Consider the following 15,437-nt stretch of genomic DNA (forward strand, 5'->3'; position numbering starts at 1 on the left):
CTCAGGCGCTCTGGAGTTGGTAGCCGACATTGCGCACGGTCAGGATGAGGTCGGGCCGCACCTTGGCCCGCAACCGGCCGATACAGACGTCGACCACGTTGGTCGCCGGGTCGAAGTCGTAGCCCCAGACCTCGGAGAGCAGTTCCTGCCGTGAGCAGACCGCGCCCGGGTTGCGCATCAGGTGCAACAGCAGCAGGAACTCGCGCTGCGACAACACGGTCGGCTTGCCGTCCACCACCAGCCGCCGGGCCTGCAGGTCCAGCACGATGTCGCCGACCTGCAGGATGTCTCGCCGCTTCGACGCGCCGTTCTCCTGCAGGCGGCTGCGCACCCGGGCGATGAGTTCCCGGACGGCGAACGGCTTGGCCAGGAAGTCCACCGCCCCCAGTTCGAGACAGGAGATCCGCAGCTGGACATCGCCGGTGGCCGACAAGATGAGCACCCGCAGGCCGGGGTCCTGTGCCATCAGCGCGGACAGCACCGCCTCGCCGTGGACGCCAGGCATGACCAGGTCGAGCACGACCAGGTCGGGGCGCTCGGTCAGCGCCAGCCGGATTCCGTCGTGCCCGTTCGTCGCCGTCAGGACCTGGTAGGCCTCGGTCTCCAGCGCGCCCCGGACGAACCGGACCAGGTCGGGTTCGTCGTCTATCACCAAGATCTTGGTCATCTCGCCCCCCTCAGGATGATGACCTTGTGTAGTCCTCCGCGGCCCATTGTGATCAGGACTAGGCCGCCCGCGATAGGGCCAGACGTCCCTGAACGGGTGGAGATTCACTAACGCCTGGTGATCGGACAGCGAACGAGGGCTCTTCGCTGACACAGAGCAATCTGCCGACCACCCGGTGTCGGCTGAGGCGTACCTCAGCTGGGATCTGCGGGTGGCCGGTCGTCCCGCGGGGGCTCGGGGGTGGGCGGTTCGAAGGTGACTTCGATCGTTTCGGTGGACTTGTGGCGTTGGGCCTGGGCGTACATCGCGTAGGCGCGGTGGTCGGCAGGTGTCAGGTCGGTGGCCGAGTCGGTGAACAGCGCCAGCAGCGAGCGCGGGTAGAGGTGGTGCGCGATCACCGAGTTGAGTTCCGCGCCGATGACGGCGATCACCGAGGCGGCGTAGATGAGCCCGATCAGTCCCAGGGTCAGCGCGAATACGGCGTTCACCTCGCTGGTCTTCGCCAGGACGTCGTTGACGTAGACGCCGCCGAGACGCTCGAGCAGATGCCAGCCGAGAGCGGTGAACAGCGCACCCGGGACGATCTTGCGAAGAGGCGGCCGCGGCCTTCTCCCGGGGCGCAAGCAGAGGGTCAGCATGGCTGTGAGCACCAGGACGGAGCCGATCGAAACCAGCCAGCCCATGCCGTTGGCGACTCCGCTGGACAGGGACACCTGGCTGCCGACCAAGACGGTCAGCGTGGCGAAGCTGAGCACGGTGAAACCGGCCAGCGAGAGCAGTGCCCCGGACCGCAAGCGACCCCGGAACGGATCGGGGCGGCCGTTGCGGGGAACTCCCCAGGTGACGTTGACCGCGTTCTGCAGCGCCTGCCCGAGCCCGATCACGCCGTACGCGGCGGCGAGGGTGCCGACGATGACGGCCGGGGCGCTGCCCTGCAGACCTTGCGGAGTCGCCAACTGGGTGCCGACGATCGGGAACTCCTTGAGCGCCGATTGCAGGACGGCCTTCTGCAGATCCTCGTTGCCCTGCAGGACGAAGCCGAGAACGGACGAGGAGATCAGCAGCATCGGGAAGATCGCGGCGAAGGCGTAGTACGTGATGATCACCGCGAGATAGCTGCCCTGGTCGTCGAAGAACTTGTACACCACGGCGAGCGGGAAGCCGAGCCGCCGATGCCGCCGCTGGGCAGCGTCCAACCGGCGTCCTAAGGTGCTCACGCCCCCAACCGTACGATCCCGGCCCAGGTCACTCGCGCCGAGGCGCGGTCACGAGACCGACAATCTGCGCGGCGGCTCAGTCGTGGCGGGGGAGCAGGTGGGCCTTGAGACAGGCCCGGGCCCGGCTGATCCGGGACTTGACGGTGCCGACCGGGATGCCGACCTGGTCGGCGATCTCGTCGTAGCTCAGCTCGTAGATGTCGCGCAGCATCACCGACGTGACCGTCTCGGGCAGGTCGGTCTCCAACTGCTCCAGCGCGTCGAGCAGATCCAGCCGGGTGCCGGCCACCACGCTGGTGGTGCGCGGATCGGGCCGGTCGTACCTGGCCGGGCGGTCGTCGTCCTGCCAGGCCGCGGTGTTCTCGACGGCGCGGCGCTTCAGGCGCCGGTAGGTCTCGCGGGCGGCGTTCGAGGCGACCACGTGCACCCAGGTGGAGAACCGGCTCCGGCCGGAGAAGGTGCCGATCTTCGTGGCGATCGCCAGCAGCGCGTCCTGGCAGGCGTCCTCGGCGTCGGCGCGATGCGGCAGCACCCGCTGGCAGATCCGCATCACCTGCGGCTGTACCCGGCGGATCAGCTCGTCCAGCAGAGCGGGATCCTGCGCAGCGCGCCGGGCCAGTTCGTCGAGCGCGTCCGCGTCGTTCGCCATGGCGTTGAGCATAATGACGCCATGGTCCAGCCCTCCCACTTCGGCCGCTACGCCGTGATCCGAAGGCTGGGCAGCGGTGGGTTCGCCGCTGTCTGGCTCGCCCGGGACGAGGAGCTGGACGCCGAGGTCGCGGTCAAGGTGCTGGCGGAGCACTGGGTCGACGATCTCGACGTACGCCGTCGCTTCGTCGAGGAAGGCCGTTTCCTGCGCAAGGTCGAGTCGCCGTACGTCGTCGGCGTGCACGACATCGGCAGCACCGACGACGACCGGCCGTACCTCGTGCTCACCTACGCCGATCGGGGCACGCTCGCCGACCGGATCAAAGCGGGCCCGCTTCCCTTGACCGACACAGTGGCGCTGATCGGCAACGTCAGCACCGGCCTGCAGGAACTGCACGACCGGGGTGTCCTGCATCGCGACGTGAAACCGGAGAACGTGCTCTTCCGCAGTACGCCGACAGGCGAGCGGGCGATGCTCGGCGATCTCGGCCTGGGCAAGTCGCTCGACGCGGTGTCGCGGGTGACGATGCCGGGCGGCACGCCGGCCTATGTCGCACCGGAGCAGGTGCGCGGCGACGTACTGGATCCGCGCGCCGACCTGTACGCGTTGGCCGCGGTCACCTATGCCGCGCTGGCCGGCCAACCGCCGTACGGTGCGACCACTCTGGCCGCGGTGCTCGCCGTGGAGGGACCGCCGGCCTCCTTGCGGACGGTTCGCGACGACGTTCCTGCCGAGGTGGACGCCGTCATCCTGCGCGGGTTGAGCCGGGACCGGGAGCAACGGTGGCCGGACGTGCGGTCGTTCGCCGAGGCGCTGCGGGCGGCTGCTTTGGTTCCTGCCACCGTGCGCCGTCCTTCGGTGCGGCCATGGGTGGCGGCTACGGTCGCAGCGGCGGTGCTGGGGAGTGCCGGTGGCTATCTGGGTTGGCAGTACGGCGTGCAGCGCCAGCAGGTGCGGGTCGTGGATCAGCAGCAGGTGCTGTCGGTCGAACTGCCGCGCGGCTGGGCGCGTACCCGGGCCGGCGACGGCTGGCGACCACAGGGATCGACCGGCACTTTGCCCGGCCTGCTGGTGAGCTCCGACAACGATTCGTGGAGCAAGGCCGACAGGAAGGTGCCGGGCGTCTTCGCCGGGGTCCTGCCGCCGGGGGAGCTGCCGTCGGCTGCCGGATTCCCTGTTCCTACGGGGTGCACGGTGTCGGCGGACTGGGTCGACAAGCCCTCGGTCGCAACGGCCAAGTATGTGGGTTGCCCGGCCGGCATGACGACGTACGAGCGAGTGAAGGAGATCCGCGGGGCGCTGGTGCGCATCCAGGTGCGTGCCGAGAACGATGCGCAAGCTCAGCAGGTGCTCGACTCGGTGGACTACACGCCAAGAAAATAAGGCGATGCGGCCTCCCTTGGTCGGGAGAGCCGCACCGCCTCGGATGTCAGTGGCCGAGCTGGTAGGGCCGGTTGTTGCTGTCGCCGGTGCCCTTTTTCAAGGGGGCGGCCAGCTCGCAGGTTCCGGTCTTCGGTGCGCAGCGGGCGATGGCGGTCCGGCCGCTTTGCTCGGCGAGCACCAGCACGTGGTCGGTGTCCTCCATCACGGTGGAAATGATGGCGACCTGCGAACCGCCCGACCACTCACGGATCGCCTTGCCGGTCTTGAGATCCAGCGCCGCGAACAGCCCGTCGCCGTACCCGTCCCGGTACGCCGGGCCGCCGAGGGCGAAGTCGCTGCCGCTCCGCAGTTCGTCGACCGCATAGGTACAGGTCGTCCAGCGCTTGCCGGCAGCAGGCAGGTCGACGAGCGCGGTGCAGCTACCGTCGTTGGCCTGCGAAACGATCGACGCCGCGAGCTGGAGGTCCGACGACACCGCGGACGGGGACGGTGCCGCATTGATCGCCTTCGGCGCAGTGTCGCCGGCCGTCCACTTGTAGAGGGTCTGCTTGCCGGTCTTGGACAACGCGCTGAAGTACACCTCGCTGCCCTGTACGGCGTGCACGACCGCTCCGTGCTCACCGGCGCGCTGCAGCGAGTACTTCGTGCCGCTGGCGTTGTCGCGCCAGGTCAGCGTGAAACGGGGCAGCTCTGTGCCGTCCGCAGAGGTCGGCTGTACGGCGTACGCGCTGGTCGTCTGGTCAGTCGACGACAGTACGGAGTTGACGTCGCTGACGGACTCCCGGCGGGAGCCGGCGCTCCAGGTCGTGAGCACGCCCTTCCCGTCGTCCTTCGGGCTGTGCAGAACGAGTGCGCTGTCGGTCCCTGCCCTGGCAACATCCCAGACCGGGCCGTCCGAGGCCGGCAAGGTGAACTGGGTCTGGCCGAAGCGCACGGTGCGGCCGTCGACGTACGCCGTACTCGGTGCCGCACCTTGCTTCAGCTTGCTCAGGTCGAGCGTCAGCTTGACCGGCCGGCTCTGCGCCGACGTGGTCGCGCTCGATGGCTTGGTCGATGTGGTGGACTTCGTCGGTGCGGGGTGGCTCACGCTGTCGATCGGCTTGACGCCGCCCCCACCGGACGCCGCCGCCAGCGTTGGCGTCTGCTGCGCCGCAACCAGCGCGCCCGCAACCACGGCAGCAACCGAAACCCCCGTCACCAGGCCGGCCAGCTTGATATTCCGATTCATGATGCCCTCCGAATAAGCCCTCAGTGTGTCCTACCGAAAGGCTTTGATGGTTGGCCGACACAATCGGTTCACGAGGCCGTCACCCGGCTGCTCAGTGGTCGTGCGGCCGGCCCATCTGCTCGGCGGTGAGGATGTGGGCGCCGGCGCCCGGGACGACCACGGTCTCCGCGTCGCTGTCGTCCCAGCGGACGAGGTACGGCGGTGCGCCGTCCGCCCCGTGGACCTCGAGGATCAGGCCGTGCCGCTTCCGGTCGTTCAGGTGCGTGCCTTCGATCATCAGCCAATCACCGGGTGCCGCCTTCATGATCCCGCTCCTTCCCCTCGGCTGCCCGCCGGCACCTCACCAGCGGCTTCCTTCCAGCAGACAGCGCCGACGAGTCATCGGCAAGCCCGGGCACACCCTCGATGGCGCCCGTTGCTCGCGCGAGCGCGCAGGCCGAGGGCGCGCCGGACGGCGTGAAGTTGTCAGGTCGGGCGGTTGGTGAGGTGGTCGCGGAGGCGGTCGACCAGGCCCACACCGGGGCCGACCAGTTTGTGGAAGAGCTCGGAGTTCGGTGCCGACGGGTGCGGCCTGGTCGGGGCGACCTTCTTCGCCAGTTCGACCTTCTCCTTCAGGTCGATCAGCTTGGCGGCCGGGATGTGGGCCCGCAGCTGCGGGAACTGGTCGGTCTCTTCGTCCCGCACATGGTCGAGCAGCACTCGCCGAAGGTTGCCGAGGGCATCATCGAACTCGGCGCTGCCGGTGTCCGCCCCCTCGAGTTGCTTCATCAGTGTCTCGAGTTCCTTGTGTTCCTGGGTGTCGTGCTCGACGGCCTGGTCGCCGTTCGGCAGGTGGTCGCGCATCGCGGGGTAGACGAACATCTCCTCGGCGACCGAGTGCCGCACCAGTTCGGCGATGAGCTGGTCGGTCAGGTCCCGGCGCTGTTCGGCATCGGCGGTCGTGGTGATCTGGGCGACGAGTTCCTCGGCCTCGCGGTGGTCGGTGGTGAGGACGTCGATCACGTCCGGATCGGTGGCAGTCATGGGTTCCTCCTGGTAGGGCAGTGAGCCCTGCGGGTACCCGGATCGAGTCGTCGTACGCGCTGCAACCCGAACGGATCACCGCACGCGCTTGGCGAGCCGGCGTTCCGGGGCGGGAGCGGCTTCGGCGAGCAACTGGGTGTACTCGTGCTGCGGATCGAGGATCACGTCGTCGGCCGGGCCGTGCTCGACGACGGAGCCGCGGTACAGAACCATGATCTCGTCGCTGAAGTGCCGGGCCGTCGCGAGATCGTGGGTGATGTAGAGCACCCCGAGGTTCTCCTCCCGCTGCAGCGTCGCCAGCAGGTTGAGAACACCGAGCCGGATCGACACGTCGAGCATCGACACCGGTTCGTCGGCGACCAGGATCGCCGGCTCCGGCGCCAGCGCGCGGGCGATCGCGACGCGCTGCCGCTGACCACCGGACAGCTCGTGCGGCTTCCGGCCGGCGAAATCCGGGTCCAGCCGGACCCGGTGCAGGAGGGCCAGGACTCGCTCGGCCACCTGCGCGCGCGAGAAGTCCGGGTGGTGCAGCCGCACCGGGCGGGCGAGGTGGTGGCCGATCGTGTGGTACGGGTTGAGAGACCCGAACGGGTCCTGGAACACCATCTGCACGGCCCTTCGATAAGCCGCGGCGCGCGCCCCTCGGTACCGCATGGGGTCGCCGTCGACCAGAATCGCCCCTGAGGTGGGCCGCTCGAGCTGCATCAGCAACTTCGCGATCGTCGACTTCCCCGATCCGGACTGACCGACCAGAGCGATGGTGCGCCCCGGCTCCAGCGTGAAGCTCACCTCGTCCACCGCGCGCAGTCGCGTGCTCCGCAGACCGTCGCGCAGCCGGTAGTCCTTGACCACCTCGCGCATCTCCAGCACGGTCATCGTGCTTCCTCCTTGTCGATCCCGACGTCCTCGGCCGCTGTGGCCTCCAGGGTCTGCTCGGTCTCCTCCAGGGCGATGTCGCCAGTGAGTACGCCGCTGCGGATGAAGTCGCCGCGCTCGCCGGTCAGGCTGGGGAAGGACGACAACAGCCGCCGGGTGTAGGGATGCTGAGGGTTCGTGTAGAGCGTCAGCGCATCGTCCAGTTCGATGATCAACCCGGCCCGCATGATCGCGATCCGGTCGCTGATCTCGAGGAGTAGGGGGAGGTCGTGGGTGATGAAGACGACCGCGAAACCGAGTTCGGACCGCAGCCGGGTGATCTCCTGGAGGATCTCCCGCTGCACCACCACGTCGAGCGCGGTGGTCGGTTCGTCCATGACGAGGACCTGCGGTTCGAGTGCGAGTGCCATCGCGATCATGACGCGTTGCCGCATGCCGCCGGACAGTTCGTGCGGATAGGCCCGGAGCCTGCCGCGGTCCACGCCGACGAGTTCGAGTAGCTCACCGCAGCGTCTGCGCCGCTCGGCCTTGCCCAGCTCCGGCCGGTGGGTCAGGAAGACGTCTTCAAGCTGCTCGGCGATCCGTAGTACCGGATTGAGTGAGTTCATCGCGCCCTGGAAGACCATGGCGATCTTGTCCCAGCGGAACGCCCGCAAGTCCTCACCGCCGAGGGTCGACAGATCGATGTCGTAGCCCTCGCGGGACGAGAACACGACGCGCCCGCCGGTGATGAACGCCGGCGGCTTCAGCAGGCGGGTGAGTCCGTACGCGAGGGTGGACTTCCCGCACCCGCTTTCCCCGGCGAGGCCGAGGATCTCGCCGCGCCGCAGCGTCAGAGAGACATCCCGTACGGCGTGCACGGTGGTCTCGGCGAGGTAGTCGATGCTCAGGTTCTCGATGCTGAGAACGGGATGCTCCGCCGTCTTCATGCGTTCACCTCCGCGGTCACCTTGCGCTGCCGGCGGCTCAGGCCCCACTTGTTGCGTTCGGCACGCGTCTGCGAGCGCAGCTTCGGGTTGATGATCTCGTCGATGGAGAAGTTGATCAGGGACAGCGCAGCGCCGAAGAGGGCGATCAACAGTCCCGGCGGCGCGAACCACCACCAGGCGCCGAGGCGGAGCGAGAGCCCGTTCTGCGCGTAGAAGAGCATGGTGCCCCAGGTGAACGATCCGGAGGCGCCGAGCCCCAGGAACGACAGACCGGCTTCGCCGAGGATCGCGAAGATCACCGCGAAGACCACCTGCGAGGCGAGCAGGGGGATGAGGTTCGGCAGGATCTCGACGAGCAGGATCCGCCAGCATCGCTCACCACCGATCCGGGCAGCGAGCACGTAGTCACGGCTGCGTACGCTGAGGGTGAAGCCGCGCAGGACCCGGGCGGAACCGGCCCAGCTGGTGATGGCCAGGACCGCCGCCACCAGCCAGATGGATTTGTTCGGCACGTAGCTGGAGATCACGATCACCAGGGGCAGACCGGGGATGACCAGCATGATGTTGGTGAAGAGTGAAAAGGCTTCGTCGACCCAGCCGCCGACGAACGCGCCGACGACGCCGAAGAAGGACGACAGCACCAGGGTGATCGCACCGACCACGACGCCGATGATCAGCGAGCCGCGGGTCGCGTAGGCCAGCTGGGCGAAGATGTCCTGCCCGGTCTGGGTGGTTCCGAGGATGAAGCCGTGGCCCGGGCCGGTCAGCCCGAGGTCGCGGACCGTCGACGGATCGCCGACGACCAGCGGGCCGATCAGCCCGAACATCGCGACCAGACCGGCAATGGTCAGACCGACGGCCAGCTTCAGGGTCATCGGCGGCAGCATGCGCCTCTTCCGGGTGACCGGCTGCTTTTCGTCGGTGGCCGCCTGCGCCGCCTCTTCAGGGGCTCCTTGAGTGGTGATGGCCATCGGATTCACCCCTTCCTAGGACCGCGCACGGGTGCGTGGGTCGATGACGCCGTACAAGAGGTCGACGAGCAGGTTCGCCCCGAGAACCGCCAGGGTGATGATCAGGAACACGCCCTGCATGAGCGCGTAGTCGTTGTTGCTGACGGCAAGCAACAACGCGGAGCCGATGCCGGGGTAGGAGAAGACGGCCTCGGTCACGATGGAACCGGCGACGACGAAGCCGAGGGAGATGGCGAATCCCGAGATGGACGGCAGGACCGCGTTGCGGGCGACGTACCGCGAACGGATCCGGCGCGGCGTGAGTCCTTTCGCCTCGGCGGTGAGGACGAAATCCTCCGACAGGGTGGACACCATCATGTTGCGCATGCCGAGCATCCAGCCGCCGACGGACGACACGACGATGGTCAGCGCCGGCAGCGTGCCGTGGTACGCGACCGACTGGACGAACGGCAGGTTCCATCCCGGTGTCACCGAGTACACGTCGTACCCGCCGTTGAGCGGGAAGATCGGCCAGGTGCTGCCGAGCAGGAACAGCAACAACAGCGCGAGCCAGAAGTACGGCACCGACTGCAGCATGGTGGTGACGGGGATGAGATTGTCGATCCACGAACCGCGCCGCCAGCCCGCCGCGCGGCCCAGCAGGATCCCGAGGGCGAACGAGATCGCCGTCGCCAGGCCGATCAGGCCGACCGTCCACGGCAGCGTCTGGCCGATCACCTGCGAGACCGGCGCCGGGAAGTAGGCGATGGAGGTCCCGAGGTTGCCGGAGACCAGTTGGTGAAGGTACTTCCCGTACTGGTTCCACAGGGATCCGTTGGTGTCCGTCCCCAGCAGTGCCTGGATCGCCGCCCGGGTCGTGGGGGTGACCGGGCCCTTGGTCGCCAGCTTCGACAGCATGAGGTCGACCGGGTTCCCCGGCATCAGCCGGGGAATCAGGAAGTTCAGGGTCAGGGCCGCCCAGAGGGCGGCGACGTAGAAGACGAGTTTTCGCAGCAGGTAGCGCACGGTCGGTCCGCGCTGCTCAGCCGGCCGGCGTGATCGTCTTGAGGACGATCCCGGCGTCCCAGGCCTTCCAGGCCGCCGGCAGCACGTACAGGTTGTCCTTGGTCGGCCAACCGGTCGCGCGCGAGGTGTTGAACTCGGTGAGCATCGAGTTCACGTAGATCGGGATGTAGGGCAACTGGTTCTCGATCACGGCCTGGATCTTGGCGAACTGTGCCTTCTGCGCCGCCTTGTCGGCGGTGCCTGCCGCAGCGGTGAGCGCGGCGTCGACGGTCGGGTTGGAGAACCGGGCGAAGTTGCCCGCCGTGGCCGTTTTGCCCACCGGCACCGTGTTCACGGTCGCGAGCTTGCCGTTGTAGACGAAGTACGGATTCGTGGAGGCGCCCAGGCCGACGGAGTCCAGCGACAGCTGGAACTTGCCGTTGGTCTGCGCGGCGTTCCACTCGTTCCAGGAGACCTGGCTCGGCTTGAGCTCGATGCCGACCGCGGACAACTGCTGCTTGAGGGTGTCGTTGATCGAGATGTAGTCGCTCCAGCCGGTGACCGTCTGGATCGTCAACGAGAGTCGCTTGCCGCCCTTGGTACGGACCCCGTCACTGCCCTTGGTCCAGCCGGCCGCGTCGAGGACCTTGTTCGCCTCCGTGGCGTCGGCGGACTGGGGCAGCGTCGCGGACCCGGGTGACGCGATCCAGTCGCGGTCGCGATCGGGAAGCAGGAGGGTCGGCGATCCGACGCCGGCGACCCCGCCGCCGGCGAGCTTGGCGAGTTGGGCGCGGTTCATCGCAAGGTAGATCGCCTTGCGGACGGCCGGGTCGGTCTGTGGGCCGGTGCAACCGAGTCCTGGGTTGGAACACGTCACGATCAGCGTCGTCATCACCGGGGTGTTCACATACGACAAGTTCTTGCCGGACTTGATGATGTTGTCGATTCCCGGCAGGTAGGCGCTGGCCCAGTCGACCTTGCCCGCGACCAGCGCCGCGCTGGCGGCGTCGGCCGATTCGATCGGGATGTAGCGCACCTCTTTGATGGCGGGCTTGCCTTGGTCCCAGTACTGGTCGTTCTTCGTCAGCACGAAGCTCTGCGGGGTGAACGACTTCAGCTTGAACGGGCCGGTGCCGACCGGGTTCTCGTTGAGGTTCGTCGTCGGGTCCTTGATGTCCTTCCAGATGTGCTCGGGCACGATCGCCTGATTGGCGAGTACCGCGGGCTCCTGCATCAACGACTTGGACTTGAAGGTCAGTACGGCGGTGTCGTCCGAGGCAGCCTTGGCCGTCGCGGCGAGTCCCGACGGATTGAGTGCGGGTGTCTTCGAGACGAGGTTGAAGGTGAACGCGACGTCCTTCGCCGTGAACGGCTGACCGTCGTTCCACTTCACACCGGGGCGGATCTTGATGGTGAGCTCGGTCCCGGCCGCGTTCCAGGAGAAGCCGCTCGCGAGCACCGGCGTCGGTTCCGACTGCTTGGCGAAGTTGTACCAGTACAGCGGCTCGTAGATGACGCCGAGCGTCGGCTGGAGCGCGGTGGTGCTGAACGGGTTGAAGTTCTTGGTGGTGATGGCGCCGGCGGCGATGGTGACAGAAGCGTCCTTGCTGCCACCGGCTTCCTTGCCTGCCGCGTCGGAGCAGGCGGCGAGCAGGAGCGCAGCAGCCGTCGCGGAGGCCGCTACCCCGAGCAGGCGGCGCATCCTCGTACGGTTCGTCGGGTTCCGGAGCATTGGTTGATTCCTTTCCGGGAACGGTCGTTCCGCCCGGAGGCGGGCCTGCGAGGGCATCCCCTGGCGTCACCAGGAACACAGGAGATGAAGCGGTTAAGCACCTTTGAGCGGGTAACTTAGTTTGCCTAACAAACAATGCGCAAGGGTCTGACCGGTAACGGTTCGACAGCGGAGCGTGGGCGCTCAACGCCGACGCGCAGCGTGCAAGGACCGCGGCTAGGCCGAGACGGCGTGGTCCGATCCGAGCAGCGCGGCTACGCCGAGACGGCGCGGCTGGGCTCGAGCGCCAGCGCGGCTAGGCCGAGACGGCGTGGTCCGATCTGAGCATCATCAGGGCGGCTCCGATCGCGGCCGCGTCGTGGCCACGCTCGTCGAGGACGACCTCGGGGGTCACGCTTCGGCCGAAGGCGGAGCTCAGGATCCGCTCCTGGAGGATCGGCAGGTAGATCGTCCCGGCGACGGCGAAGGCGGGGCCGGTCAGCACCAGCAGTTGTACGTCGTACATGTTGGTGATCGCCTGGGCGCCCAGCGCGAGCCACGCCGCGGAGTCCTTGATGATGGCTTCGGCCCGGGAATCCCCGGTGAGAGCGAGTCGTGCGATCGCCGCGAACGCCGCGACGCCGCTGCGCCGGTGCGAGCCGAGGTCGAGTCCGGCCGCGCGGGCCTTCGCGATGACCGTGGCCGGTCCGGCGACCGCCTCGAGGCAGCCGGTGCTCCCGCACCAGCAGCGCGGGCCGCCGATCTGGACGCAGATGTGCCCGACCTCGCCGGCGTTGCCGTGGGCACCTTGGTAGACGTTGCCGTTCAGCCGCAGGCCCGATCCGATTCCCTCGCTCATGAACAGTGCGGCCATCACGGAGACGTCGTGGCTGGTCGTCAGCCGCGTGCCTGCGGCCGCCGCCGTGGCGTCGTTCTCGAGCAGCGCCGGCAGACCGAGCCGTTCCTCCAGACGCTGATGGACCGGGAACCCGACCCAGCGCGCCATCATCGGCGGCGCCGAGGCCACGCCGTTGTTGCGGATCAGTGGACCTGGGCAGACGAAGCCGAGGCCCAGGACGAGAGTGGAGTCGATGCCGGCGCGGTCGATGAGTTCGCCGGTCTGCGTCGCGATCCGCTCGACGACCTCCTCCGGGTCGCTGTCCTCGCCCGGGCCTTCCCGCCGCCAGCGGGCGACGACACCGCCGGCGTAGTCGACCAGGACGTAGGTGAGGCTGTCGTAGCTCAGATGGACGCCGACGACGTACCGAGCCGTCGCTCTGATCTGCAGCAGGGTGCGCGGCTTTCCGCCCGTGGACGTGCCCCGGCCGGCCTCGTCGACCAGGCCGTCGTCGATCAGCCGGCGTACCAGGGCCGTCACCGATGGCGCCGTGAGACCGGTGATCTGGGTGAGTTCGACCCGGCTGAGTGTGCCCGTGGAGCGGATCCTGTCCACAATGAGGGCACGGCTGCTCGACGGCGCCGGATCGTAACCCGGTGATCGCGACGAGTCGCTGCCCTGCTGCATGAAGTCCGCCTTGCCGAGTTAGTTAGGTCTGTGAATATAGTCCTCGGACTACTTAGGAGGCAGTTTATGCAGGAGGTCACCTCTCCCGACCGTGTCGTTGGGCTGGTGCTGGCGCGCACCGGGAGAGTGCTCGGGCTGGAACCGTTCATGGCCGACCTCAGCCAGGGCATCGAGGAGTACTTCGCCGGACGGCACTGCAGCCTGTTGATCGAGTTCACGGCCGACCTCGCCGGCGAAATCGCCGTCTGGCAGCGCTGGGCGGCCAACGACTTCGTCGACGGCCTCATCCTGGTGGACCTGCGCAGCGAGGATCCGCGGCTCGCCGAACTCGCAGGCCTTCGGGTGCCGGCGGTGCTGCTGGGCGGACCGGAACTGCAGGTGCCGATCACCACCGTCCTGGTCGACAACGCGGAGGGCGCCCGGGCAGCGGTTCGCGCCCTCGCCGATCTCGGCCATGACGACATCGCCCGGGTGAGCGGCCCGCGCGACATGACCCACTGCAAGGCCCGCGATGAGGCCTTCGTGGAAAGCTGCGCGGAGCGGGGCATCCGGGGAATGGTCGTCGAAGGGGACTACTCCGAGGACTCCGGCCGGGCCGCCACCCGGCAACTGCTGACTGGTGACCGGATCCCGACGGCCGTTGTCTACGACAACGACCTGATGGCGATCGGCGGCCTCGCGGTCGCCAGAGAGTTGGGCGTCGAGATCCCTCGCCAGTTGTCCGTCATCGCCTGGGACGACACCGCGGTCGCACGGCTGGCGCACCCGCCACTGAGTGTTGTCACCGTCGACGTCCACGGCCTCGGAACCATCGTCGGCAAAGCCGTTCTCGCCGCCATGGACGGCGCCGGGACAACGACGTACGAAGTACCGAAACCGACGATCCGGCTGGCCGGATCCACCGCCGTCAAGAACCAGAACGCGCTACCTACCAACGCCTGACAGTTGCCCGCGGGATCGGTTAGCACTTGTAACTCCGCACAAGCCTTCTCCACCCGCTCAGGCTATGACCGGCGACTTGGTCCGGCCGCCTCTTGAGGCGTGGCTGAGGATTGTCAGGAGGGCCGCGATCAGCATCGCGGCTACCGTGGTCAGTGCGGTGATTCCCCAACCGAACCACGCGACCGCGGAGGGGCCGAAGGCCGTGCCCAGGCTGCCTCCGACGAAGTACACCACCATGTAGCCGCCGTTCAATCGCGCCGGCGCTGATGGGTCGATGGCCAGCACCGTGCTCTGATTCGCCACCTGAGCCGCGAACAGGCCGGCGTCGAAGAGCGCCAGGCACGCCATCGTCACAGCCGGAAGGTGAAGGGTGGCCGCGCTCACGATCGTCGCGACGACCGCGAGCGCCAGGCCGAAGAGGATGACCTTGCGGGCGCCGACCCGGTCGGTCCAGCGTCCGGCGACCTGCGTGGCTGCGATCCCGGACAGCCCTGCCAGGCCGTAGAAGCCGATGCGCTCTGGTGAGTAGTTGAACGGCGGCTCCGCGAGAGCCACGGCCAAGCCCGACCAGACGGTGCAGAACCCGAAGAACCACAGGGCACCTCGCAGCGCGGCCGTCCGCAGGGTCGCGTAGCGGACGAAGAGTCCAGGGATGGAACGGATGGTGGTGAACAGGCTCCCGGAAACCGCGGCCTGCCGGTCGGTCAGCAAGCGCGCGCACAAGAGTGCGAACACGGCGCTCGCGCCGGCGAAGATCAGCAACGTGACCCGCCATCCGAACCGGTCGGCGAGGAATCCGCCGACGATCCGTCCCGCGATGATCCCGGCCGAGATGCCGGACGTGACGATCCCCAAGATGGTGCCCCGCCGGTGCGGCGCTGCCAGCCGCCCGACGATGGAGCTCATCCCGGAGCCGACCACGGAACTCGTACCGGTGATCGCGATCAGCAGCCCCAGCACCGCGACATCCTGGACCATCGCGCTCGCACCCAGGGCGATGGCGAGCACGAGAAACTGCGCCGCCAGCACCCGGCGGGGTGAATACCGGTCCACCAAAGGGGTCAGGACCAGCAGCCCCAGCAGGTAGCCGATCGGCCCACAGGCCAGCGCCAGGCCGATGTCGCCGATCGGCGAACCGAGCGAGCCGGCCACCTGCCCGACCGAGGGCTGAAGTAGGTAGAGGGTAGAGGTGCCCAACGCGGCCGCGATCGACATGAAGGTCACTGCGGCACCGCTCAGCCCGACCTGGTCAGTGGTGTCTTGAAGAGTCATAGGTCCACCGTGGCTGCACGGGCAGCCGGTCAACAGTGACCGATCTGACCGCATTGCTAC

At 68.0% G+C, this 15,437-nt stretch carries 15 protein-coding genes; 2 read left to right on the forward strand and 13 right to left on the reverse strand.

Annotated features, from left to right (window positions below):
• Window position 1: 1 nt before the first annotated feature.
• From EV138_RS31630 to EV138_RS31640, 3 genes are all read right to left on the reverse strand, one after another.
• Window positions 2–667 (reverse strand): response regulator transcription factor, encoded by a 666-nt coding sequence (locus EV138_RS31630; protein WP_133983538.1) that lies wholly within the window; start codon window positions 665–667, stop codon window positions 2–4.
• Between the two features lie 194 nt (window positions 668–861).
• On the reverse strand, window positions 862–1,884 hold the full coding sequence (locus EV138_RS31635; protein WP_133983539.1) for a YihY/virulence factor BrkB family protein: 1,023 nt from the start codon (window positions 1,882–1,884) through the stop codon (window positions 862–864).
• A 76-nt stretch (window positions 1,885–1,960) separates the two neighbouring features.
• Complete coding sequence (locus tag EV138_RS31640) at window positions 1,961–2,533, reverse strand: RNA polymerase sigma factor (RefSeq protein ID WP_133983540.1); 573 nt, start codon at window positions 2,531–2,533, stop codon at window positions 1,961–1,963.
• Between the two features lie 21 nt (window positions 2,534–2,554).
• Here EV138_RS31640 and EV138_RS31645 point away from each other — a divergent pair, with 21 nt between their 5' ends.
• Complete coding sequence (locus EV138_RS31645; protein WP_133983541.1) at window positions 2,555–3,916, forward strand: serine/threonine-protein kinase; 1,362 nt, start codon at window positions 2,555–2,557, stop codon at window positions 3,914–3,916.
• Between the two features lie 46 nt (window positions 3,917–3,962).
• Here EV138_RS31645 and EV138_RS31650 read toward each other — a convergent pair whose 3' ends face one another.
• The 9 genes from EV138_RS31650 to EV138_RS31690 all read right to left on the reverse strand — a co-directional run bounded on the left by EV138_RS31650 (window position 3,963) and on the right by EV138_RS31690 (window position 13,091).
• Window positions 3,963–5,144, reverse strand: a complete 1,182-nt coding sequence (locus EV138_RS31650; protein WP_133983542.1) for a hypothetical protein — start codon at window positions 5,142–5,144, stop codon at window positions 3,963–3,965.
• 91 nt (window positions 5,145–5,235) lie between these two features.
• The gene (locus tag EV138_RS31655; RefSeq protein ID WP_133983543.1) at window positions 5,236–5,448 is read right to left on the reverse strand and encodes a DUF1918 domain-containing protein; all 213 of its coding nucleotides are present in this window, start codon (window positions 5,446–5,448) and stop codon (window positions 5,236–5,238) included.
• A gap of 161 nt (window positions 5,449–5,609) precedes the next feature.
• Window positions 5,610–6,167, reverse strand: a complete 558-nt coding sequence (locus tag EV138_RS31660) for a hemerythrin domain-containing protein (protein WP_133983544.1) — start codon at window positions 6,165–6,167, stop codon at window positions 5,610–5,612.
• A 75-nt stretch (window positions 6,168–6,242) separates the two neighbouring features.
• On the reverse strand, window positions 6,243–7,043 hold the full coding sequence (locus EV138_RS31665) for an ABC transporter ATP-binding protein (RefSeq protein WP_133983545.1): 801 nt from the start codon (window positions 7,041–7,043) through the stop codon (window positions 6,243–6,245).
• Window positions 7,040–7,972, reverse strand: a complete 933-nt coding sequence (locus EV138_RS31670) for an ABC transporter ATP-binding protein (protein WP_133983546.1) — start codon at window positions 7,970–7,972, stop codon at window positions 7,040–7,042. Before EV138_RS31670 ends, EV138_RS31665 begins: the two co-directional genes overlap by 4 nt.
• Window positions 7,969–8,943, reverse strand: a complete 975-nt coding sequence (locus tag EV138_RS31675) for an ABC transporter permease (protein ID WP_133983547.1) — start codon at window positions 8,941–8,943, stop codon at window positions 7,969–7,971. Before EV138_RS31675 ends, EV138_RS31670 begins: the two co-directional genes overlap by 4 nt.
• Window positions 8,944–8,958: 15 nt before the next feature.
• Window positions 8,959–9,948, reverse strand: coding sequence for an ABC transporter permease (locus EV138_RS31680; RefSeq protein WP_133983548.1), 990 nt, complete (start codon window positions 9,946–9,948; stop codon window positions 8,959–8,961).
• Between the two features lie 16 nt (window positions 9,949–9,964).
• Entirely contained in the window at window positions 9,965–11,629 is a 1,665-nt protein-coding gene (locus EV138_RS31685; protein WP_133983549.1) for an ABC transporter substrate-binding protein, read from the reverse strand.
• Between the two features lie 325 nt (window positions 11,630–11,954).
• The gene (locus tag EV138_RS31690) at window positions 11,955–13,091 is read right to left on the reverse strand and encodes an ROK family transcriptional regulator (RefSeq protein ID WP_166678821.1); all 1,137 of its coding nucleotides are present in this window, start codon (window positions 13,089–13,091) and stop codon (window positions 11,955–11,957) included.
• 138 nt (window positions 13,092–13,229) lie between these two features.
• Between EV138_RS31690 and EV138_RS31695 the strand changes: the two genes are divergently transcribed.
• Complete coding sequence (locus tag EV138_RS31695; protein WP_133983551.1) at window positions 13,230–14,105, forward strand: LacI family DNA-binding transcriptional regulator; 876 nt, start codon at window positions 13,230–13,232, stop codon at window positions 14,103–14,105.
• Between the two features lie 57 nt (window positions 14,106–14,162).
• Here EV138_RS31695 and EV138_RS31700 read toward each other — a convergent pair whose 3' ends face one another.
• A complete protein-coding gene (locus tag EV138_RS31700) occupies window positions 14,163–15,377 on the reverse strand; it encodes an MFS transporter (protein WP_133983552.1) in 1,215 nt (404 codons plus the stop codon).
• Between the last annotated feature and the right edge of the window lie 60 nt (window positions 15,378–15,437).

Origin of the sequence: Kribbella voronezhensis (assembly GCF_004365175.1) — a bacterium.
Taxonomy (GTDB): domain Bacteria; phylum Actinomycetota; class Actinomycetes; order Propionibacteriales; family Kribbellaceae; genus Kribbella; species Kribbella voronezhensis.

Excerpts from the sequence above, each read along its gene's own strand:
- EV138_RS31630 (WP_133983538.1), bottom strand. The coding sequence starts at position 667 with ATGACCAAGATCTTGGTGATAGACGACGAACCCGACCTGGTCCGGTTC.
- EV138_RS31640 (WP_133983540.1), bottom strand. The coding sequence starts at position 2,533 with ATGGCGAACGACGCGGACGCGCTCGACGAACTGGCCCGGCGCGCTGCG.
- EV138_RS31645 (WP_133983541.1), top strand. The coding sequence starts at position 2,555 with ATGGTCCAGCCCTCCCACTTCGGCCGCTACGCCGTGATCCGAAGGCTG.
- EV138_RS31650 (WP_133983542.1), bottom strand. The coding sequence starts at position 5,144 with ATGAATCGGAATATCAAGCTGGCCGGCCTGGTGACGGGGGTTTCGGTT.
- EV138_RS31655 (WP_133983543.1), bottom strand. The coding sequence starts at position 5,448 with ATGAAGGCGGCACCCGGTGATTGGCTGATGATCGAAGGCACGCACCTG.
- EV138_RS31660 (WP_133983544.1), bottom strand. The coding sequence starts at position 6,167 with ATGACTGCCACCGATCCGGACGTGATCGACGTCCTCACCACCGACCAC.
- EV138_RS31665 (WP_133983545.1), bottom strand. The coding sequence starts at position 7,043 with ATGACCGTGCTGGAGATGCGCGAGGTGGTCAAGGACTACCGGCTGCGC.
- EV138_RS31670 (WP_133983546.1), bottom strand. The coding sequence starts at position 7,972 with ATGAAGACGGCGGAGCATCCCGTTCTCAGCATCGAGAACCTGAGCATC.
- EV138_RS31675 (WP_133983547.1), bottom strand. The coding sequence starts at position 8,943 with ATGGCCATCACCACTCAAGGAGCCCCTGAAGAGGCGGCGCAGGCGGCC.
- EV138_RS31685 (WP_133983549.1), bottom strand. The coding sequence starts at position 11,629 with ATGCGCCGCCTGCTCGGGGTAGCGGCCTCCGCGACGGCTGCTGCGCTC.
- EV138_RS31695 (WP_133983551.1), top strand. The coding sequence starts at position 13,230 with ATGCAGGAGGTCACCTCTCCCGACCGTGTCGTTGGGCTGGTGCTGGCG.
- EV138_RS31700 (WP_133983552.1), bottom strand. The coding sequence starts at position 15,377 with ATGACTCTTCAAGACACCACTGACCAGGTCGGGCTGAGCGGTGCCGCA.